At 61.6% G+C, this 26,350-nt stretch carries 25 protein-coding genes and 1 pseudogene; 9 read left to right on the top strand and 17 right to left on the bottom strand.

Annotated features, from left to right (window positions below; translation table 11 throughout):
• Window positions 1–97: 97 nt before the first annotated feature.
• On the bottom strand, window positions 98–1,621 hold the full coding sequence (locus NE357_RS22460; RefSeq protein ID WP_007960181.1) for a fumarate hydratase: 1,524 nt from the start codon (window positions 1,619–1,621) through the stop codon (window positions 98–100).
• A 311-nt stretch (window positions 1,622–1,932) separates the two neighbouring features.
• Between NE357_RS22460 and NE357_RS22455 the strand changes: the two genes are divergently transcribed.
• Genes NE357_RS22455 through NE357_RS22445 form a run of 3 tightly spaced genes read left to right on the top strand, consistent with a single transcriptional unit; the run spans window position 1,933 to window position 4,746 of the window.
• Entirely contained in the window at window positions 1,933–3,039 is a 1,107-nt protein-coding gene (locus NE357_RS22455; RefSeq protein WP_169431659.1) for a GGDEF domain-containing protein, read from the top strand.
• Window positions 3,032–3,967 (top strand): iron-sulfur-binding ferredoxin reductase, encoded by a 936-nt coding sequence (locus NE357_RS22450; protein ID WP_169431658.1) that lies wholly within the window; start codon window positions 3,032–3,034, stop codon window positions 3,965–3,967. Before NE357_RS22455 ends, NE357_RS22450 begins: the two co-directional genes overlap by 8 nt.
• Before the next feature lie 29 nt (window positions 3,968–3,996).
• Window positions 3,997–4,746 (top strand): enoyl-CoA hydratase-related protein, encoded by a 750-nt coding sequence (locus NE357_RS22445; RefSeq protein ID WP_169431657.1) that lies wholly within the window; start codon window positions 3,997–3,999, stop codon window positions 4,744–4,746.
• A gap of 55 nt (window positions 4,747–4,801) precedes the next feature.
• Here the strand turns inward: NE357_RS22445 and pyk are convergent, their stop codons facing one another.
• Window positions 4,802–6,253: a pyruvate kinase gene (pyk, locus tag NE357_RS22440; RefSeq protein ID WP_169431656.1), complete on the bottom strand. Its 1,452-nt coding sequence runs from the start codon at window positions 6,251–6,253 to the stop codon at window positions 4,802–4,804.
• Between the two features lie 172 nt (window positions 6,254–6,425).
• On the opposite strand from pyk, the gene NE357_RS22435 reads away from it, so the two are divergent.
• Both NE357_RS22435 and NE357_RS22430 read left to right on the top strand, forming a co-directional pair.
• Complete coding sequence (locus tag NE357_RS22435) at window positions 6,426–6,812, top strand: tetratricopeptide repeat protein (protein WP_007951249.1); 387 nt, start codon at window positions 6,426–6,428, stop codon at window positions 6,810–6,812.
• Window positions 6,813–7,031: 219 nt separating this feature from the next.
• Window positions 7,032–7,391: a PilZ domain-containing protein gene (locus NE357_RS22430; RefSeq protein WP_169431655.1), complete on the top strand. Its 360-nt coding sequence runs from the start codon at window positions 7,032–7,034 to the stop codon at window positions 7,389–7,391.
• Between the two features lie 114 nt (window positions 7,392–7,505).
• On the opposite strand, the gene NE357_RS22425 is transcribed toward NE357_RS22430, so the two are convergent.
• The 8 genes from NE357_RS22425 to NE357_RS22390 all read right to left on the bottom strand — a co-directional run bounded on the left by NE357_RS22425 (window position 7,506) and on the right by NE357_RS22390 (window position 15,578).
• Entirely contained in the window at window positions 7,506–7,907 is a 402-nt protein-coding gene (locus tag NE357_RS22425; RefSeq protein WP_169431654.1) for a DUF6124 family protein, read from the bottom strand.
• A 542-nt stretch (window positions 7,908–8,449) separates the two neighbouring features.
• On the bottom strand, window positions 8,450–8,665 hold the full coding sequence (locus NE357_RS22420; RefSeq protein WP_169431653.1) for a hypothetical protein: 216 nt from the start codon (window positions 8,663–8,665) through the stop codon (window positions 8,450–8,452).
• Window positions 8,666–8,858: 193 nt separating this feature from the next.
• Window positions 8,859–10,193, bottom strand: a complete 1,335-nt coding sequence (locus NE357_RS22415; RefSeq protein WP_169431652.1) for a DUF58 domain-containing protein — start codon at window positions 10,191–10,193, stop codon at window positions 8,859–8,861.
• Window positions 10,190–11,191, bottom strand: coding sequence for an AAA family ATPase (locus NE357_RS22410; protein WP_169431651.1), 1,002 nt, complete (start codon window positions 11,189–11,191; stop codon window positions 10,190–10,192). The genes NE357_RS22415 and NE357_RS22410 overlap by 4 nt, the downstream gene beginning before the upstream one ends.
• Window positions 11,188–12,351, bottom strand: a complete 1,164-nt coding sequence (locus NE357_RS22405; protein WP_169431650.1) for a DUF4350 domain-containing protein — start codon at window positions 12,349–12,351, stop codon at window positions 11,188–11,190. The genes NE357_RS22410 and NE357_RS22405 overlap by 4 nt, the downstream gene beginning before the upstream one ends.
• Window positions 12,348–13,892: a DUF4129 domain-containing protein gene (locus NE357_RS22400; RefSeq protein ID WP_169431649.1), complete on the bottom strand. Its 1,545-nt coding sequence runs from the start codon at window positions 13,890–13,892 to the stop codon at window positions 12,348–12,350. Before NE357_RS22400 ends, NE357_RS22405 begins: the two co-directional genes overlap by 4 nt.
• Window positions 13,879–14,856, bottom strand: a complete 978-nt coding sequence (locus tag NE357_RS22395; RefSeq protein WP_169431648.1) for a stage II sporulation protein M — start codon at window positions 14,854–14,856, stop codon at window positions 13,879–13,881. The genes NE357_RS22400 and NE357_RS22395 overlap by 14 nt, the downstream gene beginning before the upstream one ends.
• Window positions 14,853–15,578 carry an RDD family protein gene (locus NE357_RS22390; protein ID WP_169431647.1) on the bottom strand — a complete coding sequence of 242 codons (726 nt, stop codon included), beginning with the start codon at window positions 15,576–15,578 and terminating at the stop codon, window positions 14,853–14,855. The genes NE357_RS22395 and NE357_RS22390 overlap by 4 nt, the downstream gene beginning before the upstream one ends.
• A 180-nt stretch (window positions 15,579–15,758) precedes the next feature.
• Here NE357_RS22390 and sbcB point away from each other — a divergent pair, with 180 nt between their 5' ends.
• Complete coding sequence (gene sbcB, locus NE357_RS22385) at window positions 15,759–17,189, top strand: exodeoxyribonuclease I (RefSeq protein WP_169431646.1); 1,431 nt, start codon at window positions 15,759–15,761, stop codon at window positions 17,187–17,189.
• Between the two features lie 100 nt (window positions 17,190–17,289).
• Here the strand turns inward: sbcB and mvaT are convergent, their stop codons facing one another.
• On the bottom strand, window positions 17,290–17,667 hold the full coding sequence (mvaT, locus tag NE357_RS22380; protein WP_007951234.1) for a histone-like nucleoid-structuring protein MvaT: 378 nt from the start codon (window positions 17,665–17,667) through the stop codon (window positions 17,290–17,292).
• Window positions 17,668–18,006: 339 nt separating this feature from the next.
• Between mvaT and purU the strand changes: the two genes are divergently transcribed.
• On the top strand, window positions 18,007–18,855 hold the full coding sequence (gene purU, locus NE357_RS22375; RefSeq protein ID WP_007912774.1) for a formyltetrahydrofolate deformylase: 849 nt from the start codon (window positions 18,007–18,009) through the stop codon (window positions 18,853–18,855).
• 92 nt (window positions 18,856–18,947) lie between these two features.
• A complete protein-coding gene (locus NE357_RS22370; RefSeq protein ID WP_007951232.1) occupies window positions 18,948–19,124 on the top strand; it encodes a hypothetical protein in 177 nt (58 codons plus the stop codon).
• Here NE357_RS22370 and NE357_RS22365 read toward each other — a convergent pair.
• The 5 genes and pseudogenes from NE357_RS22365 to NE357_RS22345 form a co-directional block, all read right to left on the bottom strand.
• The gene (locus tag NE357_RS22365) at window positions 19,108–20,106 is read right to left on the bottom strand and encodes a lysylphosphatidylglycerol synthase transmembrane domain-containing protein (protein ID WP_169431645.1); all 999 of its coding nucleotides are present in this window, start codon (window positions 20,104–20,106) and stop codon (window positions 19,108–19,110) included. The two genes, NE357_RS22370 and NE357_RS22365, sit on opposite strands and share 17 nt — an antisense overlap.
• Complete coding sequence (locus NE357_RS22360; RefSeq protein WP_169431644.1) at window positions 20,103–20,879, bottom strand: DUF2334 domain-containing protein; 777 nt, start codon at window positions 20,877–20,879, stop codon at window positions 20,103–20,105. Before NE357_RS22360 ends, NE357_RS22365 begins: the two co-directional genes overlap by 4 nt.
• On the bottom strand, window positions 20,872–21,984 hold the full coding sequence (locus tag NE357_RS22355; RefSeq protein ID WP_169431643.1) for a glycosyltransferase family 4 protein: 1,113 nt from the start codon (window positions 21,982–21,984) through the stop codon (window positions 20,872–20,874). The genes NE357_RS22360 and NE357_RS22355 overlap by 8 nt, the downstream gene beginning before the upstream one ends.
• 158 nt (window positions 21,985–22,142) lie before the next feature.
• Entirely contained in the window at window positions 22,143–22,907 is a 765-nt protein-coding gene (locus NE357_RS22350) for a methyl-accepting chemotaxis protein (protein ID WP_423815185.1), read from the bottom strand.
• Window positions 22,908–23,048: 141 nt separating this feature from the next.
• A pseudogene (locus tag NE357_RS22345) lies at window positions 23,049–23,888 on the bottom strand (HAMP domain-containing protein); the annotation flags it as partial.
• 332 nt (window positions 23,889–24,220) lie between these two features.
• On the opposite strand from NE357_RS22345, the gene NE357_RS22340 reads away from it, so the two are divergent.
• Window positions 24,221–25,708 (top strand): helicase HerA-like domain-containing protein, encoded by a 1,488-nt coding sequence (locus NE357_RS22340; RefSeq protein ID WP_169431641.1) that lies wholly within the window; start codon window positions 24,221–24,223, stop codon window positions 25,706–25,708.
• A gap of 23 nt (window positions 25,709–25,731) precedes the next feature.
• On the opposite strand, the gene NE357_RS22335 is transcribed toward NE357_RS22340, so the two are convergent.
• Window positions 25,732–26,187, bottom strand: a complete 456-nt coding sequence (locus NE357_RS22335; RefSeq protein WP_169431640.1) for a DUF721 domain-containing protein — start codon at window positions 26,185–26,187, stop codon at window positions 25,732–25,734.
• Window positions 26,188–26,350: the final 163 nt, after the last annotated feature.

Genomic DNA, 26,350 nt, shown 5'->3' with positions numbered 1-26,350 from the left:
ATCTGACAGGTGCTGGTGCCGGCACTTTATGGCAGGCGAAAAAAAGGCCGGGCGATCATTGCTGACCGCCCGGCCTTTTTGCTGGCAGATGAAGCGCTTACTGCACTTCAACCGCCAGGCTTTCGCTGATCTTCTGTTGCCAGATCGCAGGACCGGTGATGTGCACCGACTCACCTTTGCTGTCCACCGCAACGGTGACCGGCATGTCCTTGACCTCGAACTCGTAGATCGCTTCCATGCCCAGCTCCGCGAACGCCAGGACCTTGGACTTCTTGATCGCCTGCGCCACCAGGTAAGCGGCACCGCCAACGGCCATCAGGTACACAGCCTTGTTGTCCTTGATCGCGTCGATGGCGGTCGGGCCGCGCTCGGACTTGCCGATCATGCCCAAGAGGCCAGTCTGCTCGAGGATCTGACGGGTGAACTTGTCCATCCGCGTGGCGGTGGTCGGGCCGGCCGGGCCAACCACTTCGTCACCGACCGGATCAACCGGGCCGACGTAGTAGATGAAGCGACCCTTGAGGTCTACCGGCAGGGTTTCACCTTTGTTCAGCATCTCGACCATGCGCTTGTGCGCGGCGTCGCGACCGGTGAGCATCTTGCCGTTGAGCAGGACGGTTTCGCCCGGCTTCCAGCTCTGCACGTCTTCCGGGGTCAGGGTGTCGAGGTTGACGCGACGGGCCGACGGGCCGGCTTCCCAGACGATTTCCGGGTAAGCGTCCAGCGGTGGCGCTTCCAGCGAAGCAGGGCCGGAACCGTCGAGCACGAAGTGCGCGTGACGGGTAGCGGCGCAGTTCGGGATCATGCACACCGGCAAGGAAGCGGCGTGGGTCGGGTAATCCATGATCTTTACGTCGAGCACGGTGGTCAGGCCACCGAGGCCCTGGGCGCCGATACCCAGCTGGTTGACCTTCTCGAACAGCTCCAGACGCATTTCTTCGATGCGGTTCTGTGGGCCACGGGCCTTGAGCTCGTGAATGTCGATGGATTCCATCAACACTTCCTTGGCCATCACGGCGGCTTTCTCGGCAGTACCGCCGATGCCGATGCCCAGCATGCCCGGTGGGCACCAGCCGGCGCCCATGGTCGGAACGGTCTTGAGTACCCAGTCGACGATCGAGTCGGACGGGTTGAGCATGGCCATTTTTGACTTGTTCTCGGAACCACCGCCCTTGGCCGCCACGTCCACTTCCACGGTGTTGCCCGGGACGATGGAGTAGTGGATGACCGCCGGGGTGTTGTCCTTGGTGTTTTTACGCGCACCGGCCGGGTCGGCGAGGATCGAGGCACGCAGGACGTTTTCCGGCAGGTTGTAGGCGCGGCGCACGCCTTCGTTGATCATGTCGTCCAGGCTCATGGTCGCGCCATCCCAACGCACGTCCATGCCCACACGCACGAACACGGTCACGATGCCGGTGTCCTGGCAGATCGGCCGGTGGCCGGTGGCGCACATGCGCGAGTTGATCAGGATCTGCGCCATCGAGTCACGGGCCGCTGGCGATTCTTCGCGCAGGTAGGCTTCGTGCATCGCCTGGATGAAGTCCACGGGGTGGTAATAGGAAATGAATTGCAGGGCGTCGGCAACGCTCTGAATCAGGTCGTCTTGCTTGATCACGGTCATGAGTCGCGCTCCTCTAAAAGACGGGAACATTCAATAAGGTGCCTGCGGCTTGGGTGCATCGGTCGGTCGCAGACACCTTTCAAGGCACGCCGGGGCTGCTGGCGCGACGCTAAAAAGGCGCGGCAGTATACCGCGCCTCGGTGGCGGGCACATCTGCCCGGAGTCATTCGTTGGTCGCATGGCTGCAGGTTTTTGACGCCAAATACCCGGCCCGAAAATCAATGGTCATTTATCGACTGGGCCACTAAAGTGGCAGCCGGTCTGTAGAGTAGGACACTCGGTCAGCCTCTTATCGCACGGTGAGTCAACGATTGACCCATAACGCCATTCAACGTCTTTTGCTTAAACGCTTTGCCCTCGCTGCAGCCACCTATGGATTGGCCTTGCTGCTGCTGTGGCTGGCGTATTTCACCGGACACTACGAAGACTCGCTGGCAGGCGTCGCTGTCGGCAGCGCCCTGGTGGTCATCAGCCAGGCGACCCTGTTCGCGGTGTTTTTCTCAGGCGCCAACCTGCGGTTTTCCGACCCGAGCCTGACCGAAGCGCAAGTGCTGCTCGGCCTCGGCTGGCAGACGTGGCTGATCGCGCATCTGCAAGAGGCCCGGGGCGAGTTCCTGGTCTTCTATGTGCTGATCCTGCTGTTCGGCCTGTTCCATCTGTCGCGGCGGGCCTTCGTGCGCTGCGCGATGCTGGTGTTCTTCAGTTTCTGCGCGATCACGCTGTGGGACGGTTATCACATGCGTCTGCACGATCCGGCGCTGTCCGCGTTGCAGGCCTGCATCCTGTTGATTGTGCTGGCGTGGCTGGTGATTTACGCGCGCTTCGTCCAGACCTCGCGACAACGCATGCGCCAGCGCCGGTTTGCCTTGCAGGCGCATCAGGACACGTTGCGCGGGATGATGCGCCAGCTCGAAGACCTGGTGGCTACCGACGAATTGACCGGGCTGTTCAACCGTCGGCATTTCCTGCGCCTGGCCACCCGCGAGTTGAATGCGATGGAGGCCGACGTGGTGCACGGTCTGGCGCTGATCGACCTCGACCACTTCAAACGCATCAACGATATTCACGGCCATGCCGCCGGCGATCAGGTCTTGCAGGCCTTCGCCGGTGTGGCCGGAGCCTGCCTGCGCGACGGCGACGTGCTGGCGCGTTATGGTGGCGAGGAATTCGTGGTGCTGCTGCCCGATTGCAACGCCGAGCGGCTGACCGCCTGTTGCGAACGCCTGCGCATCGCCTTCACCGACGTTGAACTGGTGGGCCTGAATGTGAAAAACCTGAGCTTGTCCGCCGGCATGACCCTGCTGGAACTGGGCGATGATCTGGACGACGCCTTGCAGCGCGCCGATCAGGCGCTGTACCGGGCCAAGCGCGACGGGCGCAACCGTTGCGCGGCGGCGTGGGAGAACGTCGATGCCTGAACTGCGGGTCGGTGAACGACAGTGGTCGGTGGCGGCGGGCAGCAACCTGCTCGATGCCCTCAATCAGAACGGTGTGGCGGTGCCTTACAGCTGCCGCGCCGGCAGTTGCCATGCGTGTCTGGTGCAATGCGTCCGGGGTTTGCCTGCCGACAGTCGCCCCGATGCCCTGAGCGCCGAACAGCGTGAGCAGGGCTGGCGGCTGGCCTGCCAGTGTCAGGTGATCGAAGACTTGCAGGTGCACACCTTCGACCCTGTCACCGATGGGCGCCCGGCCACGGTCGAAGCGCTGGACTGGCTCGGCGACAGCGTGTTGCGATTGCGCCTGACACCCCAGCGGCCGTTGCGCTACAGCGCTGGTCAGCATCTGGTGCTGTGGGCCGGCCACATTGCGCGGCCGTATTCGCTGGCGAGCCTGCCGGAAGAGGACCGCTTTCTCGAATTCCACCTCGATTGCCGCCAGCCCGGCGAATTCAGCGATGCTGCCCGGCGCTTGCAGATCGGCGACCCGATCCGCCTCGGCGAACTGCGCGGCGGCGCGCTGCATTACGACCCGGACTGGCACGACCGGCCGCTGTGGCTGCTCGCCGCCGGCACCGGGCTCGGCCCGTTGTTCGGCGTGTTGCGCGAAGCCTTGCGTCACGATCATCGGGGCGCCATTCGCGTTATTCATCTGGCCCATGATGCGGACGGGCATTACCTGGCCAAACCCCTTGAGGCACTGGCCGCGCAGCGGGAAAACCTCAGCGTCGAACGGTGGACGGCGGCCGAGTTGCCGGGCGCTTTGGCGCAACTGCGCCTTGTTTCCCGGCAAACCCTGGCCTTAGTCTGCGGCTCGACGGCCAGCGTCGACGCCTTTGCCAAGCGCCTGTTCCTGGCCGGACTGCCGCGCAATCAACTGCTGGCCGATGTCTTCCTGAGCCGTGGTTGAGCGCTGAATTCTCAGACGCGAGACCTGCCATGCCCGACGCCATCCTGCTGCACCGTGAACGCGGTTTGCTGACCCTGCGCTTCAACCGCCCGGACAAGAAAAACGCCCTGACCCGCGCCATGTACAGCCAGTTGGCCGACGCCCTGAAACAGGCCGACCGCGACCCGGAAATCAACGCCGTGCTGATCACCGGCAGCGCCGAGTGCTTCACCGCCGGCAACGACATCGCCGACTTCATCCAGCAACCGCCGAGCGACCTCGACAGCCCGGTGTTTCATTTCATGCTTGAACTGCTCGAATGCCGCAAACCGGTGATCGCCGCCGTGGCCGGGGCGGCGGTGGGGATTGGTACGACGCTGCTGTTGCATTGCGATCTGGTGTACGTGGCGCGGGATGCACGGTTGCGCATGCCGTTCGTCAACCTCGGGTTGTGCCCGGAATTCGGCTCCAGCCTGATCCTGCCGCGATTGCTCGGGCAGGCCAAAGCATCGGAATTGTTGCTGCTCGGTGAGGGCTTTACCGGTGAGCAAGCGGCGCAATGGGGGATCGCGACCGAGGCATTGGGCAGCGGCGAAGCCGCGTTGGCCAAGGCGCGGGAGATGGCGCTGCGGTTTGACGAGCTGCCGGCCGAGGCGGTGCGGATCAGCAAGCAGTTGATGCGCGCACCGGATCGCGAGTTGATTCGCAAGGTGATCGAGGAGGAGGGCGCACTGTTCACCCAGCGACTGCGCTCGCCGGAGGCGTTGGCGGCGTTGACCGGGTTCATCAAGCGGCATTAACGAAAAAGCCCCGCCATTCACATGGCGGGGCTTTTCGTTTTCAGCAACCGGTCACTCAGACCTGCGGGTCGCCCACGTGCAGGATCTTCATGCCGTTGGTGCCGCCGGTGGTGTGGTAGCTGTCGCCCTTGGTCAGGATGACCCAGTCGCCTTTCTCCACCACGCCGCGCTTGACCAGCTCGTCGATGGCTTTCTGGCTGACTTCGTTCGGGGCCAGCGAGGCCGGGTCGAACGGAACGGTGTACACGCCACGGAACAACGCAGCGCGGGCCTGGGCTTCGCGGTGCGGGGTGAAGCAGTAGATCGGCACCGACGAACGGATACGCGACATGATCAGCGGGGTGTAGCCGCTTTCGGTCAGCGCGATGATCGCCTTGACGCCCGGGAAGTGGTTGGCGGTGTACATGGTCGCCAGCGCGATGCTCTCGTCGCAGCGCTCGAATTCCTTGCCGATGCGGTGGCTGGAGGTCTTGCTGGTCGGGTGCTTTTCAGCGCCGACACAGATGCGCGCCATCGCCTGCACGGCTTCCAGCGGATAAGCGCCGGCAGCGGATTCGGCCGACAGCATCACGGCGTCGGTGTAGTCGAGCACGGCGTTGGCCACGTCGGACACTTCGGCACGGGTCGGCATCGGGTTCTGGATCATCGACTCCATCATCTGGGTCGCCACGATCACCGCCTTGTTGTGGCGGCGTGCGTGCAGAATGATTTTCTTCTGGATGCCCACCAGTTCGGCGTCGCCGATTTCCACACCCAGGTCACCACGGGCAACCATTACCGCGTCGGACGCCTTGATCAGACCGTCGAGGGTTTCGTCGTCGGCCACGGCTTCGGCGCGTTCGATCTTCGCCACCAGCCAGGCGGTGCCGCCGGCTTCGTCGCGCAGTTGACGGGCGTAGTTCATGTCGGCAGCGTCACGCGGGAAGGACACGGCAAGGTAGTCGACTTCCATTTCAGCGGCGAGCTTGATGTCGGCCTTGTCTTTTTCAGTCAGGGCCGGCGCGGTCAGGCCGCCGCCGCGACGGTTGATGCCTTTGTGGTCGGACAGCGGGCCGCCGATGGTCACGACGCAGTTCAGTTCGGTCGCGGTGGCGGTTTCAACGCGCATCACCACGCGGCCGTCGTCGAGCAGCAGCTCGTCGCCCACGCCGCAGTCCTTGACCAGGTCCGGGTAGTCGATGCCGACCACCTGCTGGTTGCCTTCGGTCAGCGGATGGCTGGTGGAGAAGGTGAACTTGTCACCGATCTTCAGCTCGATGCGCTTGTTGGCGAATTTGGCGATACGGATTTTCGGGCCTTGCAGGTCACCCAGCAGGGCGACGAAGCGGCCGTGCTTGGCAGCCAGGTCACGCACCAGCTTCGCGCGAGCCTTGTGCTCGTCGGGGGTGCCGTGGGAGAAGTTCAGACGGGCGACGTCCAGGCCAGCCAGAATCAGCTGTTCGAGAACTTCCGGCGAGTTACTGGCCGGGCCAAGGGTAGCGACGATTTTGGTACGACGGACGGACATGCAAAGACTCCTCAGGTTCAAGCGCTCGCAGAGGCTACTACGCTCTTTGGGTGTAGTCATTGTTCGTTTGCACTACTTATTGTTTTCTTTATTGAACGCGACAATCGGAGCAAAGGGCTCTGAAGATTTCTCGCCAGAGGTCGATAATGATCACAAGACAGGAGAATACCCCATGCGATTCGTGCCCATTGCCGCCCTTGCCCTCAGCGTCCTCGCCGTCACGGGCTGCACCCGTTGGTCGATGAACCATCATTTGAACAACGCCTACAGCGCCTACGACCGTGGCAACTGCGAGCAGGTGATGCTCGAACTGTCCAAGGTCGAACGCGCCAGCCGTGCCCGCCCTTACGTGTGGCCGGAGGTATCGATGATGCGCGGCCAGTGCCTGGAGCGGCAGAAAATGTTCGTCGATGCGGCGCAGACCTATCAGTTCATCATCGCCTCGTACCCCAATAGCGAATACGCCTACCGCGCCCGCGCGCGTCTGGAAACCCTGCAGAGCCTGGGTCACTACCCGACTCGAAGCGCTGCCGCGGTGGTACGTCCAACCCGGTTCTGATGGCGGTTGTCCTACAAAATATGGCCGGCTGTACAAGGTGAGCTATAGTCCAATGACACCGGTTTAGAGCCTGGACTCCACATCGGCGCAACACCTGCGACTGGCATGAGCATTACGTGGCGAGCGCCACACCGGAAGCGGGGAGAGCGGACCTGTCGGGCAGGTTCGTTCCGAAGCACAGTGCGGTCCGTTTACCGGGCCCTGCATGGTGATAAGTTCATGTTTACTGACCGTCGAATCGAACGGCACCAGTTGCCGTATTTTCTGCGAGTGTTCAACAGCGTCACCGACAAACCCATAGGCTTTCTGGGCAACGTCTCCGAAGACGGGCTGATGCTCATCAGCCAGTTGCCGATGATGATCGGTGCCGAATTCAAATTGCGTCTGAAGATTCCTGTAGGCGCTGACTGTCAGCAGGTGATTGATCTCAGCGCCTGCTGCCTGTGGTGCCATGAAGACGCGACGCCCCGGCATTACGACGCCGGTTTCAGCCTGTACCGGACACCACCGGAGTATGGGCAACTGGTCGAGGCGTTGAAGCAATACTTCAGTTTTCAGCCGTTGCCCGCCTCGGCCTGATTCACGTCCGCCAAAAGCATCGCGGGCAAGCCCGCTCCCACAAGGACACCACTGATCCGTGTGGGAGCGGGCTTGCCCGCGAAGGCGTCATTTCAGACAACCCATAACCTAAGGCTAGGCAATAGCAATCGCCCGCTCGTTATCCAGCGTCCTCTCTGCCAGCAACAATCCCATCTCGCTCAACTGATAGATCGCCATCGCCAGATGCCGCGGCTTGTCGTCCAGGCTGTCGGCCAGGTCCAGCAGCAGGATGCTCACCGAAGAAAAGGTTTCGTAGGTCTGGATGGCGATCGCCTCGGGGTTGATGTCCGGGTCGACCTTGAACATCTGCATGCCGCGATCCACGGAGTTGCGCGGTTTTTCGGCCTTGGGGTTCAGGTAGAAGTCGAGGGCCTTGTGGGCTGCGTCGTGAAGTTTTTTCGAATCGATTGAAGCGTAGGGGGAGACCGGATCGGGTTGATCGGTCGGGTCCTTTGGATCGGTGTCTGATGGGGGATTTGGTGTAGCTTTGAACATACCTAACTTCCTAATAAGTTGGGCTGTTACCGCTTCGCGACTAAACGAGGGGGTGGCAGCTGTAAGCAGGTTAGTCGACCGGGGAAGTAGGCTTTTTCCGGCGTGCCCGGGGGCACCCTGCTCACAGCCACCATCGAGTGCAGGGATAGGGAATACCCGACTGGACGATGCGTTTGCAAACCTATCTTACCTCGGGCGACTAAACCCGGCCGCTGATTGGCAGCGACGGGTATCAAGTTACGGGGCAACGCCAAGGTGCACAAGCCAGCGGATTCGCGCTTACACGTAGGCAAAAGCGTCACGTGTTGTAGCCTCAATTCCACCGTTTTTTTGTTCTCCACAAAAAGTGAGAGAACAACAGTTCTGCATCTCTTTTGAGGGTTTTTACACGCGGGGCAGGGCTAGCGTATTCGTAGGCAAAGGGGGGCTTTTTTGAGAGCCGAGCTGTAAGAACCCCCCCGGTTAATGATTGGTTTTAGAGAACGTGAACCGTAGAAGAAATACATCGAAAGATCTTGGACATCGGTGAGAGTCCGAAAGCTTTAGCTGGGACGGTTTCCTTTCAGCTTTGCCAAACCTTGCTTGATGAAGCCAGCGTTTTCTCCAATAGTAAAAAGTGCTTCCCGGACGTTGTTTCCGGTATCCACCATTCCCTGTGCTTCGACCAGGAGTACAAATTCCATCAGAGCGGCTTCCAAGCCGAGTTGATTCTGATACATCCTTTCCAACACGTCTGATAGAGAATATTGATCGGCCATTCTTAGTCTCCTTTTTGCAAAAAACTAAGCATAGCAGTGGCATTTGCGAGTGTTAGTTGGCTAGCGATTTCTACTCAAATGGTGAGCTGCATCAGCTGTGATGCTCCGCGGGTGAACTGAGCCAGCTTATTGTTTAGAACTTTTTGATTTTCGTAATTTTAATCTGGCCCTCCTGTGTGAATTTCACAGTGTGTTAGCAGAGTGCTCCAGATTTTTTCCAGTTCAGATACCGCGAAATTACGTCTGTGCTCAATTCACTTGGGGGGACATCTATCACTTGTACTCCTTGGGCACTCAATTTTTCATGGAGCACTGATCGGGCGTTCAGGTAATCCACTGTTGCGCAGTATTCAAGCGCTTGCTCAATCGTTTGCACCTGAGCATACCGTCTATCTTCAAGCTTGCTTTCACGCAGGCTGGCCACGAGTACTCGATGCCGGTGGCTTAGTTGTCTGACGGCGTTCAGCAATTCCTCATCATCCTTATCCCGCACATTCGTCACCAGCACCACCAGCGCCCGACGCTTTTGTCTGGCCAGTAACTGATTCACCGCAGCCGGATAGTCCGCCGAACGCCGCGTGCTATCCAGATCGTAAACACCATTGAGCAACACCTTGAGCTGCCCCGCACCTTTGACCGGTGCAATAAACCGCGGCTGATCACTGGCGAAGGTGGACAAGCCCACCGCATCCCCCTGCCGCAACGCCACATGACTCAACAGTAAACACGCATTCAACGCATGATCGAAATGCGACAGCTCCCCATCCTGACTTCGCATCTGCCGCCCGCAATCGAGCATGAAAACAATCTGTTGATCCCGCTCGTCTTCGTACTCCCGGGCAATCGGTGTGCGATGGCGGGCGGTGGCTTTCCAGTCGATCTGGCGCAGGCTGTCGCCTTCGCGAAATTCCCTTAGCTGATGAAATTCCATCCCCTGGCCACGGCGCTGGCGCTGGCGTACGCCGAGCTGGCTGAGCCAGTTGTCGACCGCCAGCAGCTGGCCGTCGTAGAGGCGGGCGAAGTCGGGGTAGACGCGGGTGTGATCAGTGATGTTCAGCAGGCGTTTGCCGGACCACAGGCCGAAGGGGCTCGGCAGGTTGAGTTCGCAGGTGTCGAAGCTGAAGTGGCCGCGCTTGAGTGGGCGCAGGCGATAGCCGATCAGGCTGCGCTGGCCAGGTTGCAACTCGGTCGAGAGCGGCAGGTTTTCGTAGCTGAGGCCGTCGGGTACATGGTCGAAGAGTTGAAGGGGCAGTGGCTGGGCGAAATCGTGTTCGACCTCCAGCCGGATTTCGCTCCAGCGACCGAGGGCCAGGCTGCCGGGCATATGCCGATGTACGCGGGGCGAGGGCAGGCGCTTGAGGCGCAGCGCGTCCAGCAGGCTCAGCGCAAACAGCGCCAGCAACAATCCCCAGTTGATCGACAACAAGCTCGATGGCACCTCGACGTCCAGCGCCTGCAACGCGCCCAGCACAATGCCGATGACCAGCAGGATCGCCAGCCAGATCAACAGCAGGCGCGAGGGTTTCACAGGCGCGGCGCCGGTACTTGGTCGAGCAGTTGCTGAAGGACTTGATCGATTTGCAGCCCTTCGATGTCCAGCTCCGGTGCAAGGCGTACCCGGTGACGCAGCACCGCCAGTGCGCAGCCCTTGATGTCGTCCGGGATCACGAATTCGCCGCCGCGCAACAGCGCGCGAGCGCGAGCGCAGCGCACCAGTGCGATGGAGGCGCGTGGCCCGGCGCCCAGACTCAGCCCCGGCCAGGTACGGGTGCTGCGGGCCAGGCGCACGGCGTAATCGAGCACCTGATCGTCCAGTGGCAGATCGCTGGCGATGCGCTGCAGGGCTTGCACGTCCTTGGCTTGCAACACGGTGCGCAGCGGTTGCACGTCGAGCATGTCGGCGCGGGTCGAGCGGCTGACCTGGCGCACCATATCCAGCTCCTGGTCGGCTTCGGGGTAATCCATGCGTACTTTGAGCATGAAACGGTCGAGCTCGGCTTCGGGCAGCGGGTAAGTGCCTTCCTGTTCGATCGGGTTCTGCGTGGCGAGCACCATGAACGGCTGGGCAATCGGCAGGGGGCGGCCTTCGAGAGTGACCTGACGTTCCTGCATCGCTTCGAGCAGAGCGGCCTGGGTCTTGGCCGGGGCGCGGTTGATTTCGTCGGCCAGCAGCAGGTTGGTGAACAGCGGGCCTTTGCGCAGTTTGAACTGCTCGGTCTGCAGGTCGTAGACCGCGTGGCCGGTGACGTCGCTGGGCATCAGGTCCGGGGTGAACTGGATGCGCGCGAACTCGCCCCCGAAGCATTTTGCCAGGGCGCGTACCAACAAGGTTTTGCCGAGGCCGGGAACGCCTTCGAGCAGCACGTGACCGCCGGCGATCAGCGCGGTCAGCACGTCGTCGATCACCGGGTTCTGGCCGATCAGCACCTTTTGCAGTTCACCGCGTACCGCTTGTGCCAACTGGCTGGCACGGTGACGTTGCTGGGCGGCGTGGCTGGGCGAGCCGGGTTCGATGTGTTCGGTCATAGCGAGTTCCTCAAGGCTTGCAGGTGGGCGACCTGACGGCAGAATTCGGCGCTGGACAGGCGCCGCTTCGGTGCCGGGCTCAGGGCCTGGCTGATGGCACGGGTCGGTTGGCGGGTCAGGCGCGACAGGGCCAGCCATTGTTCGGCGACGTTCAATTGGTCGAAACCGGGATGACGGTGACGGGCGCGGCGCAGGACGTCCTGCTGCAGGGCTTGCAGCAAGGTCTGCTGGCCGTTGTGGCGCAGGATGAAATCGGCGCTGGCGCGCAGGTGTTCCATCAACTGACGACGACCGCTCGGGGCAGGGGTCTGCACCGGCCCGTGACGCACGCCGACATGCCACAACCACAGTCCGATCAAGGCGAGCAGGGCGACGATGGCTTGTGGGAAGTAGCGCCAGAGCAGAGTCAGCAGACCGTCGTGTTCAGTGTTGTACAGCAGGGTTACGGAGGTGTCGGCGCTCAGGTACCAAAGCAGCCAGGCATTGTCGTGCTGAGCGATGGCCGGGGTTTTCCACAGTTCGGCGTCGGTTACCACGGTGACCGAGCCGACGCCGTAGGGCAGTTGCATCATGTGGGTGGCTCTGGCGCTGTTGGCCCAGGCCTGGGCGAGGTTTTTCGGGTCGTCGAGGTGGAACGCGGTGTCGAACCCGGCGTAGGCCGGCGCGTCTTCGTCTTCCAGATAGAGCTTGGTCAGGTTGGGGTAGGGATCTTCGTCGGCATCCGGCGGCGGGTCTTTGAGATCCTTGCTCAGGGACTGATGCAGTTGCACACGGTCGAGCAGCAGGTCGTTGCTCTGGCCGGTCTTTTCATCCCACAGCGACTCGGCAACGAATACCAGCCGCCCGCCGGCCCGGGCCCAGTTCAAGACTTGATCGACCTGACGCGGCGTCATTTTCGAACGATCGTTGAACAACAGCAGGGTGTGTTGGCGCGGATCGATCTCTGGCAGCACGGACAGGCTTTCGGCATGGCCGACGGTTATCCCGTGACCGCGCAGAAACATCTCCGCCGCCAGATAAGGATTGGCTTGCGCGGCGGGCGAGGGGCCGTGATCGACCACGGTCTGGTAAGGCGTGGCCTTGAGGTACAGATAAACGCCCAGCGCACTCAGCAGAGCGACGATCAGCGCGCCGGCCAGCCAGATCGTGCGCCGGTTCAACGGGCGGCTCCATGGCCGAACAGTGACCGCCAGCCATCGCACAGTTCCTGTTGCAGATGCGCCGCCGGCACGCGGTGTCCGTAGGCCATGTTCTGCCAGTGGCCGGTGAGATGACGGCTGTAGGCGAGCAGGTCCGGACGCTGCAAGTGTTCGATCCGTGCCAGTACTTCGCTTTCGGTGTCAGCGGGTTTCAGTGTCAGGTTGAAATCGTGCAGCAGGTGACTGAGCAGCGCCCGATACAGCAGACCGAGCGCCGCGCGGGGCTGGGTCTGCCAGAGCTGTTCGGCACTGGCGGCGATGTCGTCGGGCAGTGTTTCCCGGCTCAGGTCGAGACCGAAGGCTTGCTGTGGCAAGGGGCGTTTTATCCGCTTGGACAATGGCGGGCGACGACTGACGAACGTCTGCAGAAACTCGCGATAGCGCCAGATCAACCCGCCGAGTGCTCCGATCACCACGGCCCACAGCAACACTTCAATCGCCTTGGCCAACCCGTTGAGGTGTTGACCGTTGAGCCAGCCGAGCAGGGTTTTCAGCCATTGCGGCGCCTTGCCGTCCTTGGCTTTTTCGGCGGTGGCGGGATCTTCGCCAAAGCGATAGCGGGTGACGGTTTCCTTGTTCTTGAACGGCGGTTGTTCGAGCAAGGCGTTGATGCTGTCGCGAGACGCCTGGCTGGTCAGTGGCTGATTCAAAAGCCGGGGCGCATCCGGAGCGGTGGCGGGGTCGGCGGCCCATGCCGAGGGGACTCCCGGCAGCAACAGGCAAACCACCAGCAGCACACCGAGCGCGCTGCTGTTCAGGCGCTGGCGCAGGCGGCGGAACACCAGTTCGATGTCCCACGCTTCGAGGATGGTGCGCCGGTTGAGGTAGAGGCTGAAACCGCAGGCGACGTAGATCGGTTCCCAGATCACCAGTACCAGAGCGTAGAGGGCATTGGTCAAGTGCTCGAGCCAGCGCCATTGGTGATCGGCGGCGAAGATCAGGCTTTGCCAGTCCCAGTCGGTTTCGACCTGTTGTGGCAGGAGTAAATAGAACAGCACCATCAGGCCAATCCACAGCGCCGTTTCCAGATGGACGCCGATGATCGTCAGCCACTGGGCCGCGCCGGCGTTGCGTTGCAGCAGCACCCGCACACGCTGCTGTCGTGCGAGGCCGCCCAGGCCCTCGAGTTGCACCACCGGCATCAGGAAGCTGCGACTCAAGCTCAGGCGTCGCCAGGTCAGGCTGGCCAGCAGTTGCGGTTTGAGCAAGTGCGGCCATTGGCGTAACGCCTGTTGCAAAGTGGGTGTTTCGCCGAACAGGGCTTTGGAGAGGATGTACAGCGGCAAGCGCTCATAGGCCGGTTTCAGCCACCAGAAGATGAGCACCGCGAGCGACGGAGAATCCCAGAACAACAGGCTCAGGACCGCAAACAATGGCAGGGTGACGATGGCCCAGCTGGTCATCAGCAAGCGCCGATGCTGCTGGCTCATGCGCACGCCCAGGTCCATGGCTTCCCAGGTGCTGCGTGGGCGGATCACCACCGTCGCGTCACTCAGGCGCATGGCGGCTCCTTCCGGCGAACAGCAGATAAATCGCCACGCAGAGCCAGAGTCCCGCGCCGACCAGGTATTTGGTCTGCGACGTGACCCCGGTGCGTGATGACCAGTACGCCTCGATGAACGCGGCGATCAGCAGGAACAGCATCACCCCGCAGATCAGCAAGACACTCTGGCGCGCCGCGTGTCTCAAGGCCTCACCGCGAGTCAGGCGTCCCGGTGCAATCAGTGTCCAACCCAGTTTCAACCCCGCTGCGCCGGCCAGGACAATCGCGCTGAGTTCAAATGCGCCGTGACCGATCACGAAAGGCCAGAAGGTCTGACCGAAGCCGATTTCACTCAGGTGCCCGGCCACTGCACCGATGGTCAGGCCGTTGTAGAACAGGAAAAACGCACTGCCCAGACCCAGCAGCAAACCGCTGGCGAAGGTCTGAAAGGCGATGCCGATGTTGTGCATGATGTAGTAGCCGAACATCACCCAGTTTTCACTGGCGGCGCGCTCGGCCGAGCGCCCGAGGTGGCCGGCGACCGGATCGTACATGCTCTGCATCTCGCGGACCTGCTCGGCGGGGATCATGTTGTAGATCAATTCGGGATTCAGATACACCAGTACCCCGAAACTGGCCAGGCTGCCGAAGAACAGCAGCCCGGCCACGAGCACGAAAGGCCATTGCGCCCGTACCAGCCGCGGGAATCCGGCGAGGATGAAACTCAGCAGGCTGGCACCGAGCTGTCGGCGATGACGGTAAAGCTGTTGATGACCGCGCAGCACGAGTTGTTGCAAGGAGTCGACGAGAAAGCTGCTGTAGCCACGCTCCTGCGCCAGAGCCAGATGTTGGCAGAGTCGGCGATAGGCCTTGGGAAATTCGGCCACCTGCGAAGTGTCCTTGCCTCGTTCCAGTCGTTCGAGAGCGAGTGTAAAGCGCTCCCATTCGGCCTTGTGGCGGCTTTCGAAAAGGCTTTGTTTCATGTCGGCCCCATCAGGCCACGGGCGATGCTGTTGAGTTCGCCTACGGCTTTGGGGGCGCTGATGCGCAGCGGCTGGGCCAGCAATGCGGCGAGCTCGTTGACCCGCGCGGTCGACAGTTCCCCCTGGCGTTCGGCGAAGGCGAGCAGGGCGCGTTGTTCAGTCAGGGTCAGCGGGATCGGCGAGCGGCGTGGTTCGGCATCGGGTAACTGCGGGTGCCTGAGCGGGCGTTCGCTGTAGATCACCAGCGTGCCGGCAGCGATGTCGCCGAGGCGTTTGAAGGTCGGGTGTTGCAGGCAACTGATCGCGCCGAGGAAGTAGCCGAATGGCATCAGGTCGACAAAACGCAGCAGGTTGCGCAACAGGGAGGCCGACCAGCCGACCGGCGTGCCGTCGTCGTGCACCACCCGCAGGCCCATCCATTGTTTACCCGGTGAGCGGCCCTGACGCAGTACTTCGAACAGCACCATGTACCACCAGCTCACCACAAACAGCAGCAATGAGCCGAGGCCGATGCCGAGTTTGCCGAGCAGCGCCAGCAACATCAGCAGCAGGCCCAGGATCAGCCCGCGCAACCCCAGATCAATGGTAAACGCCACGGCACGCACCATCAGACCGGCGGGACGCAGCGGCAGGTCGATGCCTTCCGGCGTTTCAACCTGGTGCCGCGTTTCCAGTGGCGGGGCCAGCGGTGCTTTCCTTGGCGGTGCTGTGGTCTCGAGCATGGGCTACCTGATGTTGCCGGATCGGGATGCGAGTGAATCCGATGCTAGCAGTCTCTCGGGGGGAAACGACATCACTATGTCATACACATCTTTCAACCAAAGGTGACTGAATGATGCGGTGCTGGCCGCGACGGCGGTCGAACGCCTAGACTTTGCCGATCTTCAGTTCAGGAACCGCCCGTGACTTCCATCTTCTGGTACGACTACGAAACCACCGGCATCAATCCCCGATGCGACCGTCCGTTGCAGGTGGCCGGGATCCGCACCGACCACGAACTCAACGAAATCGACGAACCGGTCAATCTTTACTGCCAGCCCAGCGAAGACATCCTGCCGCACCCGGCGGCGTGCGCGATCACCGGCATCACTCCGAGCCGCCTCGCCGAGCAAGGTTTGAGCGAAGCCGACTTCATGACCCGGGTCCATGCCCAGCTCGCCGCCCCCGGCACCTGCGGCGCGGGGTACAACACCCTGCGCTTCGATGACGAGATGACCCGCTACAGCCTGTACCGCAACTTTTTCGATCCTTACGCCCGTGAATGGCAGGGCGGCAACAGTCGCTGGGACCTGATCGATGTGGTGCGCGCCGCTTATGCGTTGCGTCCCGACGGGCTGGTCTGGCCAACCGATGACGAAGGCCGGGTGACGCTCAAGCTCGAACGCCTGACCGCTGCCAATGGCATTGATCACGGCAACGCCCACGAGGCGCTGTCGGACGTGCGCGCCACCATCGCCCTGGCCCGGTTGATCCGCGAGAAACAGCCCCGGTTGTATGACTGGCTGTTCCAGCTGCGCAGCAAGCAGAAGGTCATGGACCAGATTCGCCTGTTGCAGCCGATGGTGCACATTTCCGGACGCTTTTCGGCGGCCCGCAGTTTTGTCGGTGTGGTGCTGCCGCTGGCCTGGCATCCGCGCAACAAGAATGCGTTGATCGTCTGTGATCTGCATCTGGACCCGCAGGGCCTGCTGGATCTGGATGCACAGGCCTTGCGCCAGCGCCTGTATACCCGTCGCGACGATCTGGCCGAGGGTGAGCTGCCGGTGCCGCTCAAGCTGATTCACATCAACAAGTGCCCGGTGGTGGCGCCGTTGTCGGTGCTGAGACCTGAAGATCAGCAGCGTCTGGGGCTGGACATGGCGCTTTATCAGGCGCGCGCATTGCGACTAAGTGACGCACAACAAGTTTGGAAAGATAAAGTCTCGGCGATTTATGCCAGCGAAGATTTCACCCCGAGTGAAGATCCGGAACAACAGTTGTACGACGGATTTATCGGTGATCGAGACCGGCGACTATGTGAGCAAGTGAGGACGGCAGATCCTGCACAATTGGCGCGAGAGCAATGGCCGTTCGATGACGAACGCTTGCCCGAATTGTTGTTTCGATATCGAGCGCGTAACTTTCCGGATACGTTGAGTTTCGAAGAGCAAGAACGCTGGCAAATCTTTTGTCGGCAACGCTTGTCCGAGCCGGAGTGGGGTGCCCCTAATACCTTGCAATCTTTTGCCGAGGCCATGGAGCAATGGCTGCTTAGTGCTGCGCCGATGCAGGCCCAGGTGTTGATTGAATGGCAGAACTATGTCCAGGCATTACGCAAACGTTTGAATCTTTGAAATCGAACATGTCCGTCGCCTGAATGACGGGCATAAAAAAACGCCAGCGGATGCTGGCGTTTTTTTATGTCGCGCAGGGGGCTGCGACGGGGGTTGCGGCTTAGCCCAGCAGGGTAGCCCAGCCTTCAACCACGTCACCGCCCCACTTGGCTTTCCACTCTTTCAGAGTTTTGTGGTTGCCACCTTTGGTTTCGATGACTTCGCCGTTGTGCGGGTTTTTGTATTGTTTAACTTTGCGAGCACGCTTGGTGCCGGTAGTTTTGGCTGCGCCGCCACGTGGTGCTTTGGTTTTGGATTCTGGATCCAGCAGCGCGATGATGTCGCGCAGGGATTTGGAATATTCGCCCATCAGTGTGCGCAGTTTGCCTTCAAATTCCAGCTCGGCTTGCAGTTTGTCGTCTTGCGACAGGTTCTTCAAACGAGCTTGCAGCTCTTTGATAGCTTCTTCGGTGGCACGGTATTCGTTGATCAAGGACATGATTACTACCTTATGTGGGAGTGCGCGATGGCAGGGGACAGTGCCGCAATAATAGTCAGGCTGTTTCATCAAGTAAACATTTAACCGGGGTTTTTATTTGAATTAGTTACGTTGAAAAGCCCTGAATTGAATGTTCAGTTAAATATTGTGATGGAGTCTTCACAGATATTCACACAGGACTGTTCATGCATGGCTATTGCTGCGCCATCATTCTGGCGTTTGCCAGCGTCAAAAAATCTGTGACGGACTGCCGCGAGGTTCCGGGGGGCATCAATACTGCAGTTTTCCCGCGCAGTCGCTAGAATGGCCGCCTTTGCGAAGTTCTGGAGTTTCCCCCTCATGCGCACTTTTCGGCTGGTGATTTCTTGCCCGGACCGCGTTGGCATCGTTGCCAAAGTCAGTAATTTTCTGGCGGCCCACAATGGCTGGATCACCGAAGCGAGCCACCACTCGGACAATCAGGTCGGCTGGTTCTTCATGCGTCACGAAATCCGTGCCGATTCCCTGCCTTTCGGTATCGAGGTATTGCGCGAGAAGTTTGCGCCGATCGCCGAAGAGTTCTCGATGGACTGGCGCATCACCGACACCGAGCAGAAGAAGCGCGTGGTGCTGATGGCCAGCCGTGAATCCCACTGCCTGGCCGACCTGTTGCACCGTTGGCACAGCGATGAACTCGATTGCGAGATCTCCTGCGTGATTTCCAACCACGATGACCTGCGCAGCATGGTCGAGTGGCACGGCATTCCTTATTACCACGTCCCGGTCAATCCGCAGGACAAGCAGCCGGCCTTCGACGAAGTGTCGCGCCTGGTCAAGCAGCATGACGCCGAAGTGGTGGTGCTGGCGCGCTACATGCAGATCCTGCCGCCGGACATGTGCCGCGAATACGCTCACAAGGTCATCAACATTCACCACAGCTTCCTGCCGTCGTTCGTCGGTGCCAAGCCGTATCACCAGGCCTCGCTGCGCGGCGTGAAGCTGATCGGCGCAACCTGCCACTACGTGACCGAAGAGCTGGATGCCGGCCCGATCATCGAGCAGGACGTGGTGCGTGTCAGCCACAGCGACAGCATTGAAGACATGGTGCGTTTCGGCCGTGACGTCGAGAAGATGGTGCTGGCCCGTGGCCTGCGCTATCACCTGGAAGACCGCGTGTTGGTGCACGGCAACAAGACCGTGGTGTTCTGATCGAAGCTTTCGGTTGAAAAACAAAGGGCCTGGGCGTTCAATCGCCTCAGGCCCTTTTTTTTGCCTTGTTGCAGCCTTGTGAGGAAGCGTTCATGAGCGATCCACTGGACAAAGCCACTTCCAAAGCCCCCGCCACCCTTGGCGAAGGCTGCCTGAGTCGCTATGACCCGGATGACCTGAGCCCGGAGGACGGCACGGAGTTTCCCGGTGCTGCCGAACTGTGGGAGCAACTCAAGGACGAAGAGGACGACCTCAAGAAGCCTGTCTGACGCTCAGCAATTTTTTCAGCAACGGTCTGCCCAGCATCAACAGAAACACCGGGCCACCCACCAGCAGGTAGAAGTAATACGTCACCACCCGCCAGATCAGGATCGCCGCCGCCGCGGTCGATTTGCCGACCATCGGCGCCAGCAGCGCCGCCGAGGTCAATTCCGCCGCACCGGCACCGCCCGGCAGCAGGCTGAACTGCCCCGCACCCAGCGAAAGCATCTGAATCAGAAACGTCCAGGCCCACTGCACATCCGCCCCCAGCCCGCGCAGCGCCAGATACAGCACGCTGTAACGCAGCGACCAATGCACGCAGGTCAGGACGAACACCTTGATCAATGTCTGCCACGGCAATTTCAGCGCATCGGTGAATGCGGCCAGAAAGTGCAGCAACTGCCGCGCCCAGCGCCGTCGGGTACGCGGTTCGACGTTCATCCCGGCCAGCAGGCGTCCGCTCAGGCGAATCAATCGACGGTGATAGCGCGCGACCAGCACGCAACTGAACAGTCCGCCGGTCAACGACAGGGCACTGACGATCAGCAGCCATTCCATACGGTCGCTGAGATGCTGGAACAACGCGTAGATCAGGATCCCGCTCAGGGCGCAGAGAAAAAACAGCAGATCGCTCAACTGATCCATCGCAAACACGGCGCTGCCCCGGGCCGGGCGCACGCCGCTGCGCGCCAGCAGCGCCATGATCGTCAACGGCCCTCCGCTGCCGCCGGGCGTGGCGCACCAGGCGAATTCGGCGGCCATGACTACCCCAAGGCTTTTGACGGGCGTGACCCGGTCACGCTGATCGCCGAGCAACAGCCGCAGGCGCAGGGTGTTGATGCCCCAGCACAGCAGCACCATGGCGAACATGATCAGCAGCCAATTGAGCGGGAAAGCTTGAAGACGCTCCCAAGTCTCGCCGCCACCAAGCAGCACAGGAACCGCCACGGCCACCAGCAGGCCGATCAGCAACAGAATGCCGCGACTCAAGCGGCACGCTCGGCTTGAGTGCGCTGGCGCGTCAGCCAGTCGATTTTGGTCATGGGCACGCGTCCGTCCGCCAACAGTCGTTCAAGGGTGCGCCACCAGTAATCCCGGGAAAACCGATGGCGCATGTCCACCGGGTGCAAGCCTAGACGAATCACCGGCGCCTGACGCCAGCGCTGCTCACGCTGTTCGCTGATGACCTTCGACATGCCGCGACGCCAGGCGCTGCGTGCGCTCCAGACCAGTCCCGGGGCTTCGACCGCAGTGAAATCCGGCAAGTGATAAAGATGCTGCGGATCGCTGGTGTAGCGCAGCGGCAGTTCGCGCAGTGCCAGGCGCGTGCCGGCGCTCATCAGCCAGGCCGGGGCGACGAAACCGTGCAGCGGCCAGTCGTGGCGCCGAAACAGATCGATGCCGGGGTGCAGGCGGGCGAGGGCGGCTTCACGGGACAGTTGATAAAACTCGCCTTCATGGGTGTAGACCCGGCGCATGAACCAGTCGCGCGCCGTTCGCGGGCCGGGTTCGGTGTCTTCATGAAAGTGGCCGTGCAAGGCCAGTTCATCGCCGCGTGCGACGCGCTCGTCGAGCATTCGACAGAACGCCGGGTGAGCCTCAAGGGCATCGTGTCGATGGAAGTCCGGGACCACCAGCCACGTCATCGGTACGTTGCCCAACCGGTCAACGGCGTCGACGAATCCTCGATAATCGGCCCACGTGGAGGGGGCCACGTCATGCAGCACCAGCATCACCGCCGGGCGCTCGTGAGATTCAGCCATTGGCCACCCACGGAGCTGAATCGCCGAGTACGGCGTGGTAGTGGCCCAGCAGGCTGTCGACCACGGTGTCCCAGGCGTAATTGCGCTCGACATGTTGGCGCGCCTGTTGACCAAGTGAGCCAGTCCCGCGGCTGAACAGCTCACGCACGGCATTGGCCATGGCTTGCGCATTGTTCGGCGCACAAAGCAGGCCGCAGGATTCGCTGACGATCTCCTCGAACGCCCCGGCCGCCACCGCCACCACCGGAATGCCGCAGGCCATGGCCTCCAGAATCACCAGGCCGAAGGTTTCCTGATCGCCGGCATGGATCAGCGCGTCGGCACTGGCCATCAGGCGTGCGACCTGTGCGGCCGGGCAGAAGCGGTCGATCACGCTGACGTTGGCCGGGACGGACGCCGGCATCGACGAGCCGACCAGCAGCAAGTGATAACGCGGGCCCAGACGCTTCATGCAATCGAGCAGCACCGGCAGGTTTTTCTCTTTGGAGCCCCGACCGGCGAAGATCAACAGGCGCGTGTCCTCGGCGATCCCCAGTTCGCTGCGCAACGCGGCGTCGCGGGCATCGGGGTGGAAGGTCTGCAGGTCAACGCCCAGCGGCTGCACGAAGACGTTGCGCACCCCCAGCCCGCTGAGCTTGTCGGCCATGACCTGGCTGGGCGCCAGCACCCGGTCGAAATTACCGTACAACTTGCGCACATACGCATCGATATTCGGCGTGACCCAGTGGCCCATTCGGTTGCCCACCAACAGCGGCAGGTCGGAGTGATAGAAACCGATCACCGGCACATCCAGTTGCCGACGCGCATCGAGCGCGGCCCAGGCGGTGAGGTACGGATCGCCGACTTCGATCAGATCCGGTTGCAAGTCCTGCAGGACGTTTCGCCACGGGGCCAGGCGCAGGGGAAAACGATAGCCTTTGCCGAAGGGCAGGGCGGGGGCGGGAACCGTGTAAACGCCATCATGCTCGCCGTAACGCGCGCCGGGGATCAGCAGGCTGTGGCGGATCCCGGGCTTCACGCCCAGACGACGGTGCTTGGCGTCCAGATAGGTGCGCACGCCGCCGCTGGCCGGGGCGTAGAACATGGTGATGTCGGCGATATGCACAGTAAACGACCCTCCGCGTTGATCTCCCTAGGTTGACCCTTATCAAGAATAGATGTTCGGTCGGGGTTTCGCGGTGGGGGGCAGGGCTGGTTTCGGAGGGATTGTTGGCCGTCTTCGTCGGATGGTAACGAACGACGAAGACGACCGGCAGAGCGGCTTTAAATGCGGAAGCTGCCAACCAGATGCTTCAATCGCGAAGCCTGCTGCTCAAGATCCGAGCAGGCACGCAAGGTTGCCTGGAGGTTCTCGACGCCTTCCTGGTTCAGGGTATTGATCTCGGTAATGTCCACGTTGATCGACTCGACCACGGCGGTCTGTTCCTCGGTCGCGGTGGCCACCGACTGGTTCATCCCGTCGATTTCGCCGATACGCTGGGTCACGCTGTTCAGGCGCTCGCCGGCCAGGTTGGCGATTTCCACGCTGTCCTGGCTGTGGCGCTGGCTGTCGCTCATGGTGCTGACCGATTCGCGGGCGCCGACTTGCAGCTCCTCGATCATGGTCTGCACCTGTTGCGCCGATTCCTGGGTGCGGTGGGCAAGGTTGCGTACTTCATCCGCTACCACGGCAAATCCACGGCCGGCTTCACCGGCACGCGCAGCCTCGATGGCGGCGTTGAGCGCCAGCAGGTTGGTCTGCTGGGAAATGCTGGTGATCACTTCCAGGATCTGGCCGATGTTCACGGTCTTGCTGTTCAGCGACTCGATGTTGCTGCTGGACGCACTGAGCATGCTCGACAACTGATTCATTGCCTTGATGCTGCGATCCACCACTTGCTGGCCGTCTTCGGCCAGGCCACGGGCGTCGCTGGCCTGGGTCGAGGCTTGTGCGGCGTTGCGGGCGATTTCCTGGGCGGCGGCACCGAGCTGATTGATCGCGGCAGCCACGCTGTTGGTGCGCGAGGCTTGCTGGTCGGAGTTGTACATCGACGAGTTGGACGCCGCGACCACGCGCAGGGCGACTTCGTTGACTTGCCCGGTGGCGGACGACACTTCGCGGATCGAGCCGTGAATCCGCTCGACGAAGCGGTTGAATGCCGTGCCGAGCACGCCGAATTCGTCCTGGTTCTGAATGGTCAGACGTTTGGTCAGGTCACCTTCGCCGTCGGCGATGTCTTCCATGGCGCGGGTCATGACGTGCAGCGGCTGAATCAGGATGCGGATCAGCATGCCGAGCAGGGCGATGATGATCGCCACCGCAATCACGGTCGCGATCACGGCCGAGGTGCGGAACTGGCTGAGCATCGAGAACGCTTTGTCCTTGTCGACTGACAGGCCGATGTACCAGTTCACCGACGGCAGGCCCTTGATCGGGGCAAACGTGACGATGCGGGTCTTGCCGTCGACAGTGATTTCACTGAAATCGCTGCTGATGCGCGGGGTGTCCTGCGGATAGGCTTCTTTGAGCGATTTCATCACCAGGGCCTTGTCCGGGTGCACAAGGATCTTGCCGTCGGCGCTGACCAGGAACGCATAGCCCATGCCGGAGAAGTCCCGGGCGCTGAGGGTGTCGATCAGGGTTTGCAGGCTCAGGTCACCGCCCACCACGCCGACGCTCTGGCCGGCCTTTTTCGCGGCGGTGGCGATGGAAATGATGGTCTGGCCGGTGGCGGCGTCGATGTACGGTTCGGTCAGGGTCGAGGTGCTGCTGCTTTCGGCACCCTTATACCAGGGGCGGACCCGCGGATCGAAACCGTCCGGCATTTTCGCATCCGGACGGATGGTGAAGTGCCCGGTGGCGTCGCCGAGGTAGGACGCCATGAACGTCGATGTCAGGGCTTTCTGTTCCAGCAGGCTGGCGACGGCGGCCGGCTCGGGATTGATGGCGATGTTCTGTGCGGCGTTCTCGATCAGCAGGATGCGCCCGGTGAGCCAGGTCTGGATGTTGTCGGCGGTGACTTCGCCCATCTCGTTGAGGTAGTTGTTCAGGTCGTCGCGGATTGCATTGCGCTGCAGCCAGTCGTTGTACAGCGTGAACGAGGCAAAGGCGGCAATGACGATGAGGGCGGCGGCAAGCAGGATTTTATGGCTGAAGCGTAGATTTTTGTTCATGGCTTGGGGTTCCGCTAAGGTCTTAATGTCCAGGGCGTGCTTTTATAAAGGCGCGCAAAATGGGCAGGTGTGAACGCTGAGTGATATTTCCGTCTCTCCTTAGGGAAATCACGGACCTGACTTTTGATCGGGTCTCTCACTCCTTTCTATCGGCCATGCTCGACAAAGATTAACTATTGGGTGACCAAATGCCTGACTCTTCGCAACTCGTAATCGGCGCCGATCTCGCCGGGCAACCGATCGCCCAGGCGATGCGCCTGGCCAACCGTCACGGACTGGTGGCCGGGGCGACCGGCACCGGCAAGACCGTCACTTTGCAGAGGCTGGCCGAAGCTTTCAGCGACGCCGGCGTCGCGGTGTTCGCCGCCGACATCAAAGGTGACCTGTGCGGCCTCGGCGCTGCCGGCAACCCTCAGGGCAAGGTCGCCGAGCGCATCGCCGGGATGCCGTGGCTCAACTACAAACCTCAGGCTTATCCCGTGACCTTGTGGGACATTCACGGGGAGTCCGGTCATCCGCTGCGCACCACGCTGAGTGAAATGGGGCCGTTATTGATCGGTGCGTTGCTGGAGCTGACCGACAGCCAGCAGTCGGCGTTGTACGCGGCGTTCAAGGTCGCCGACCGTGAAGGCCTGTTGCTGCTGGACCTGAAAGACCTGAAGGCACTGCTCAATCACCTCAAGGACAATCCGCAGTTGCTGGGCGAAGACGCGGCGCTGTTCACCACCGGTTCCAGCCAGGCGCTATTGCGGCGTCTGGCGGTCCTTGAACAGCAAGGGGCCGAAGCCTTGTTCGGCGAACCGGGGCTGCAACTGGAAGACATCCTGCAACCGGCCGCCGACGGTCGCGGACGCATTCATTTACTGGATGCCAGTCGTCTGGTACATGAAGCGCCGAAGGTCTACGCGACGTTTCTGCTGTGGCTGCTCGCCGAGCTGTTCGAGCAACTGCCGGAGCGGGGCGATGCCGACAAACCGCTGCTGGCGCTGTTCTTCGATGAAGCGCACTTGCTGTTCGGCGATACGCCCAAGGCCTTGCAGGAGCGTCTGGAACAAGTGGTGCGGCTGATCCGCTCCAAGGGCGTCGGGGTGTATTTCGTCACCCAGTCGCCGGGCGACCTGCCGGACAACGTGCTGGCACAGCTGGGCTTGCGGGTTCAGCACGGTCTACGGGCGTTCACCGCCAAAGAGCAGAAATCCCTGCGTGCGGTGGCGGATGGTTTCCGGTCGAATGTGGCGTTCGATACGTTATCGGTATTGACCGAACTCGGGATTGGCGAGGCGCTCGTCGGCACCTTGCAGGAAAAGGGCACCCCGGAAATGGTTCAGCGTGTGCTGGTGGCACCGCCGCAGTCGCGGATCGGGCCTTTGACCGAGACCGAACGCACGGTGCTGATTGCCGGCTCGCCGTTCAAGGGCCGTTATGACAAGCCGATCGACCGCGAGTCGGCTTATGAAATCCTCACCGGGCGCAAGAACCTGGGGCCTGAAGCCGAGGCAATACCTGGCAAGCCGGCAGCCGAGGAGCCAAGTCTGGCGGACAAGGCCGGGGAATTCCTCGGGACTGCCGCGGGTCAGGCTTTGAAGTCGGCGATGCGTCAAGCGGCGAACCAGTTGGGACGTCAGTTGGTGCGGGGATTGATGGGGTCGTTGCTCGGTGGCAGCAAGCGCCGCTAAGAACTGTGACGGGCGCGCCAGGGTCAGGATTTGGCCTTGGCGTGCGCTGCCAGACGCTCCAGCGCCGCCCGCAGGTTCGGATCGCTGATCCCGTCGGCGGTCGATTGAATGGTCGCCGCGGCATCCGTCGACAGGTCCATCGTGTGCCCGGATGGCCTGGACTGGATGACGGGAGGTCGCACCGAGAACTTGATCCGCGTCAGACCGGCGAATTCGTCGAACATCTGCAGTTGCCGCAGCAGGCGCTTTTGCTGATAGCGCAGGCGAGTGGCCCAATGGCCGTCGGTGACCACCAGCGACAGTTCGCCTTCGCGCCACTTGGCCACATGGCAGTGCTCGCGGGCGGCGGGTTGCAGCTGGCTGTCGAGCAGACGCTGCAGGTGTGCCAGGCGTTGAGCATGGCCGAGGATGGCTTTCAACGGCCTGGCTTCGCGTAGCAGAACGGCGGGCGCTCTGGCGGTAAGAGGGCGAAATGCCATGATCCAACACCTGAAGTAGCAAAGGCGCCATGGTAGCAGATGGACCCCATTTCACTCGCCCATTGCTTTTGTCCCTGCTTTACCCATTAAATCAACGACTAACTTCTGTTGCCAACGGCTTGAAGTTGAGCAAAACGCCCCTATTTTAAGTGAGCCCCGTCAA

It is taken from the genome of Pseudomonas sp. G7(2022) (assembly GCF_052660475.1).
Note: the sequence above shows the minus strand (reverse complement) of the source record. Positions and strands in the feature narration are given on the sequence as shown.

Coding starts and splice junctions, on each gene's coding strand:
- NE357_RS22435 (WP_007951249.1), top strand. CDS start 6,426: ATGCGATTCGTGCCCATTGCCGCCCTTGCCCTCAGCGTCCTCGCCGTC.
- NE357_RS22410 (WP_169431651.1), bottom strand. CDS start 11,191: ATGACCGAACACATCGAACCCGGCTCGCCCAGCCACGCCGCCCAGCAA.
- NE357_RS22460 (WP_007960181.1), bottom strand. CDS start 1,621: ATGACCGTGATCAAGCAAGACGACCTGATTCAGAGCGTTGCCGACGCC.
- mvaT (WP_007951234.1), bottom strand. CDS start 17,667: ATGTCCTTGATCAACGAATACCGTGCCACCGAAGAAGCTATCAAAGAG.
- NE357_RS22400 (WP_169431649.1), bottom strand. CDS start 13,892: ATGCGCCTGAGTGACGCGACGGTGGTGATCCGCCCACGCAGCACCTGG.
- pyk (WP_169431656.1), bottom strand. CDS start 6,253: ATGTCCGTCCGTCGTACCAAAATCGTCGCTACCCTTGGCCCGGCCAGT.
- NE357_RS22420 (WP_169431653.1), bottom strand. CDS start 8,665: ATGGCCGATCAATATTCTCTATCAGACGTGTTGGAAAGGATGTATCAG.
- NE357_RS22445 (WP_169431657.1), top strand. CDS start 3,997: ATGCCCGACGCCATCCTGCTGCACCGTGAACGCGGTTTGCTGACCCTG.
- NE357_RS22395 (WP_169431648.1), bottom strand. CDS start 14,856: ATGAAACAAAGCCTTTTCGAAAGCCGCCACAAGGCCGAATGGGAGCGC.
- NE357_RS22390 (WP_169431647.1), bottom strand. CDS start 15,578: ATGCTCGAGACCACAGCACCGCCAAGGAAAGCACCGCTGGCCCCGCCA.
- NE357_RS22430 (WP_169431655.1), top strand. CDS start 7,032: ATGTTTACTGACCGTCGAATCGAACGGCACCAGTTGCCGTATTTTCTG.
- purU (WP_007912774.1), top strand. CDS start 18,007: ATGCGCACTTTTCGGCTGGTGATTTCTTGCCCGGACCGCGTTGGCATC.
- NE357_RS22425 (WP_169431654.1), bottom strand. CDS start 7,907: ATGTTCAAAGCTACACCAAATCCCCCATCAGACACCGATCCAAAGGAC.
- NE357_RS22350 (WP_423815185.1), bottom strand. CDS start 22,907: ATGTACAACTCCGACCAGCAAGCCTCGCGCACCAACAGCGTGGCTGCC.
- NE357_RS22340 (WP_169431641.1), top strand. CDS start 24,221: ATGCCTGACTCTTCGCAACTCGTAATCGGCGCCGATCTCGCCGGGCAA.
- NE357_RS22450 (WP_169431658.1), top strand. CDS start 3,032: ATGCCTGAACTGCGGGTCGGTGAACGACAGTGGTCGGTGGCGGCGGGC.
- NE357_RS22335 (WP_169431640.1), bottom strand. CDS start 26,187: ATGGCATTTCGCCCTCTTACCGCCAGAGCGCCCGCCGTTCTGCTACGC.
- NE357_RS22370 (WP_007951232.1), top strand. CDS start 18,948: ATGAGCGATCCACTGGACAAAGCCACTTCCAAAGCCCCCGCCACCCTT.
- NE357_RS22360 (WP_169431644.1), bottom strand. CDS start 20,879: ATGGCTGAATCTCACGAGCGCCCGGCGGTGATGCTGGTGCTGCATGAC.